The sequence below is a fragment of the Mesorhizobium sp. M1E.F.Ca.ET.063.01.1.1 genome, assembly GCF_003998155.1.
Taxonomy (GTDB): domain Bacteria; phylum Pseudomonadota; class Alphaproteobacteria; order Rhizobiales; family Rhizobiaceae; genus Mesorhizobium.
On sequence record NZ_RZSC01001347.1, the window covers coordinates 1 to 820 of the forward strand.

General features: G+C 64.1%; 1 protein-coding gene and 1 pseudogene. Both read left to right on the top strand.

The window, feature by feature from the left end; genetic code table 11:
- A pseudogene (locus EOA29_RS43585) lies at positions 1-87 on the top strand (GNAT family N-acetyltransferase); the annotation flags it as partial.
- Between the two features lie 67 nt (positions 88-154).
- Entirely contained in the window at positions 155-640 is a 486-nt protein-coding gene (locus tag EOA29_RS38475; RefSeq protein ID WP_126093368.1) for an SRPBCC family protein, read from the top strand.
- Positions 641-820: the final 180 nt, after the last annotated feature.

Genomic DNA, 820 nt, shown 5'->3' on the forward strand with positions numbered 1-820 from the left:
GCGCTTGGCTTTGCCGAGGTCGGCGATGCCGTGATTCATGGCGGCAAGAAGTCGGTGCGTTATTACGCCAAACCCATCACCGGCTGAACGGCCACTGGCCACCAAAACAAGCTGCAGCTAATGTGAGTGCTCCGCAGGCTGGGGGTGCGGCATCATGCCAAGCAACGTCTTCCGCTTCGACGAAAGCTGGGACATCCCGGAGGGGACGCCGCAGGAAGTGTGGGACGTATTGTCCGACGCCGAGTTGCTGCCGCTCTGGTGGGGCGACGCCTACAAGGAAGTCAAGCCCCTCGACAGGAAGGGCAAGGGTGTTGTCGGCTCGCGGGCCAGAGCCAGGGCGCGAGGCGCCCTGCCCTACGAGTTGAACTTCGTCATCGAGGCCGCCGAGCTCGAGCCAGGCCGTCTGGTGGTGGTGAAGACCTTCGGCGATTTCGACGGCCTGTGGCGGGCCGAATTGTCGCCGTCTGGAACCGGTACGCACGTCGACTTGATCTGGCAGGTCACGGTGGAGAGGCCGATCCTCAAACTCCTGGCGCCGTTGCTCAGGCCGGCATTCGCCTGGAACCACCGCTGGACCACGCCGCGCGGCGAAGCGGGGCTTCGGCGCTATCTCGCCGCGCGGAAGGGCAGCCAGGTCTGACCCACATTCACCAATTGCGGTTGAGCCAGCCTCGCGCCGGTTTTTCGACGATGTAGTAGCTCGCCAGCGCGCAGGCGAAGACCGCGGCCAGCATTGGGATCGGCGCGCTGTCCCGGTCATAGACGAATTTGTAGAAGGGCTGCTGCCAGAGATAGAGCGAATAGGACCACAGCCCGAGCA